This window comes from Nostoc sp. NMS4 (assembly GCF_017115095.1).
Taxonomy (GTDB): domain Bacteria; phylum Cyanobacteriota; class Cyanobacteriia; order Cyanobacteriales; family Nostocaceae; genus Nostoc.
Genome location: NZ_JABXKI010000308.1, coordinates 1 through 2,737 on the forward strand (window position 1 = coordinate 1; position 2,737 = coordinate 2,737).

4 protein-coding genes are annotated in these 2,737 nt (G+C 46.6%); 1 reads left to right on the forward strand and 3 read right to left on the reverse strand.

Features of this window, described 5'->3' with window-relative positions:
- The 3 genes from HWQ37_RS28935 to HWQ37_RS34755 all read right to left on the reverse strand — a co-directional run.
- Positions 1-187 (reverse strand): HD domain-containing protein (locus HWQ37_RS28935; RefSeq protein ID WP_292753860.1); only part of this gene is annotated, 187 nt, incomplete at its 3' end.
- Positions 162-791 carry a hypothetical protein gene (locus HWQ37_RS28940; RefSeq protein ID WP_363318206.1) on the reverse strand — a complete coding sequence of 210 codons (630 nt, stop codon included), beginning with the start codon at positions 789-791 and terminating at the stop codon, positions 162-164. The genes HWQ37_RS28935 and HWQ37_RS28940, both read right to left, overlap by 26 nt.
- 24 nt (positions 792-815) lie before the next feature.
- On the reverse strand, positions 816-1,121 hold the full coding sequence (locus HWQ37_RS34755) for a CRISPR-associated protein Csx3 (protein WP_363318207.1): 306 nt from the start codon (positions 1,119-1,121) through the stop codon (positions 816-818).
- Between the two features lie 154 nt (positions 1,122-1,275).
- On the opposite strand from HWQ37_RS34755, the gene HWQ37_RS28945 reads away from it, so the two are divergent.
- Entirely contained in the window at positions 1,276-2,628 is a 1,353-nt protein-coding gene (locus HWQ37_RS28945) for a TIGR03985 family CRISPR-associated protein (protein WP_292753861.1), read from the forward strand.
- Positions 2,629-2,737 lie beyond the last annotated feature (109 nt).

Sequence of the window (2,737 nt, forward strand, 5' to 3'; positions counted from 1 at the left end):
CTTCAACCGCGTCGTGTAATAGGGATGCGATCGCTTCATCCTCATCCCCTCCATCTTCCAACACCAGCGCCGCAACACTCAACAGGTGAGAAATATAAGGAACACCAGTTACCTTGCGAGTTTGTTGAGCATGAAGGCGAGTTGCATATACCAACGCCTGTTCAAATCGCTCTGTGAGTTTTGTCATTGGGTGAATCTTGAGTGCTTAAATGAATCAGTAAGTGAGCGAGTGCTTGAACCATCGGGCGCGTCGAAACATCTTGTCCTCGCTCCAAGTAGTGGATGCTCCCTTGAAGAATTGGTACTTTGGATTGGATGCGATCTGCTGAAAGCAGCAGCGCTTCGCTATCGGTAACTCCGTGATAATCGCTATGAATAAGGGCAATAATGTTCAGATTTAGTTGAGAGCAAAACTGTTCCCATGCTGGAACTTTGTTCATATCCCCAGCCAAAATTACCGAATGAGTAGCATGAGACATAATTAACTCATTCTTCTCATCGATCTTTCCGCCCACATCCACAATAGTTAGAGATTCACTTGCATCCCTTACCCACCTTGCCCTCACAGCCGCAAACTCGGGCGTGAATTTAGCTTTATAAGCCGCCTTTAACTGTCGAGCCAACTCAGGATTGTGCCGTACCGCCTCAGAATACCAAGAGCCTTCACCATCAGGACAAGCGGTAAGTATAAGGGGATAAGGCGCTCCTGGGATGCGGCGTATGGCTTGCTTTAATCCTTCTCTTAGGCAGGACTTCCCAGAGTGGGGAGGGCCGCAAAGCACAACTTTCATCACAAAGGGTGCCTCTGCAAAACCTCAATCTATCAAATCGCCAAGCTTGTACGTTGGGTTATGGGTGATGGCGATAACGTATTTTCCCAACTTTGGGTCAAAAACGCCAACAGCTCCATAAAGATGACAAACCTTGTGCGCCACTACACAAGCGACAGGTAAGGAAGCTGGCCCATTAATTTTGAGTAGTGGACCCCCTGATAGTTGTCCCAACTTGCTCATTTGTTCCAGACGCGCTGTTGCATCGCGGACAATCTGGTCATTTTGGGCAGGTTCTCCAAATCCGACTTTCAAGACATCGCCCTCTAGCTCAATGTTGTAAGTAGTCATCAACCCTTGCTCCTGTAGGAATAGCTCTATCTTACAAAGCGTTGGAAGTCGCTAGTTCCATGTGGCATTACTCTAGGGCATGGAACATAAGCTGTAGGGGCGTATAGCTATACGCCCCTACCATGCAAAGATACAGCGAAACGGTATGAGTCTAATGTCTGAGCAATTCTTTCGCGACTCGCCTAGTGTAGAACTACTGCAATGGTTAGCACGGGGTTCCCTTAAGCAAAATTTAGCTAGAGCGGTGCGTTTGTGGGTATGGTTGCGCCTGCTTTATGGAGACGAGACTGAGCGACTCAATCTTTTAGACTGTTTCACCTACGCCCAGTGGCGCGATGCTTTTTTTAGCCCCACTCATCCCAAAGGAGAAGAGGTTCCTCGTCACAATGACCCTCAATGTTCCTGTAATAAGAGTATTGCCGAATGGCTGTTTAATGCAAGGACGAATATTGAAGAACCAGAGTGGCGACGACAAATTGAGCAACACGCTGGCATTGAAGAGAATGTGCTTTCTAAGTGGTTACAAAAACCGCTGTTTTCCTTGACAAGGCGGATGCTTTGTGGTGATTTGCAAACCCTAGTACAACTTCAATGGCTCGAATACAGTAATCGACAATACTATCGGGTAAAACTATTTCCAGCGCGACCTACTGCAAGTAGTGAAGGTCTTCAGGACGCTAAATTGGGGACTGATGAGCTAAATTTTTTGCCTCCAGATTTAGCTGCGATCGCACATAACCATTCTCAACAAATTAACGGTATTCAGCGCTTCTTTCTGCATGTTGAATATGTCATCCCAAAGGAGACTATAGATAAAGTAGACAATTTTCAGGAGCAACTAAAACACCTTTGGGCGCTTTCCTCCGTCCCACCAGTGCTACTTATTTACCGCAGCGCTAAACTTGACCGAGATATTGAATGTATCGTTTACCCAGTCTGCATTTACTATATGCAACGGGCAACATACTTGTGTGCCTTCGGTCAAAATCCTCAAGGTGAAATGAACTGGCGAAACTATCGCCTTGATCGGATACAAAAACTTATCTCTTTAACTTGGACAGATGCCCAAATTCCGCCAGCGTTGGTGCAACTGTATCAGCGTCAAAATCTGCCTCAACCCGACTACATCCAAGAGGAAATGGCAAAAGCGTGGGGGTTTGACTTCTACCAAAACGCTTCTCTAATGTTACTAAGGTTTGACCGCATCCATGACCAACGCTACATTCAGGGGACGGTACGCCACGAGACTTTTAAACGGGTGAGTTATAGAGAGGCTAAAAGTCTGATCAAGAAGCTAACTCATCCAACAGAACAGAAGATTTTACTGGAGATTTTAGGCGATCGCTCTTCCCAGGATGCCTACTATACCGCGATTTATCGAGAAGATGACCCGAACATCCTGATGCGCCTTCAGGCTTGGCGTCCCTTTGTGGAGGTTATCTTGCCATGGAAGTTGCGGCAACGAATTGCTGCTGACGTTGCAAAGGAGTGGAAACTCTACCATTGAAGTTCCAAGTTTTGGAAGAGGGCGTTTCCAGGGGTGGAGTAGAGTAGGAAGCAAGGGCAGCAGGCATTGGGTGGAAATGATTTTCAGTGTTTTTACCGAGGTTAAAACT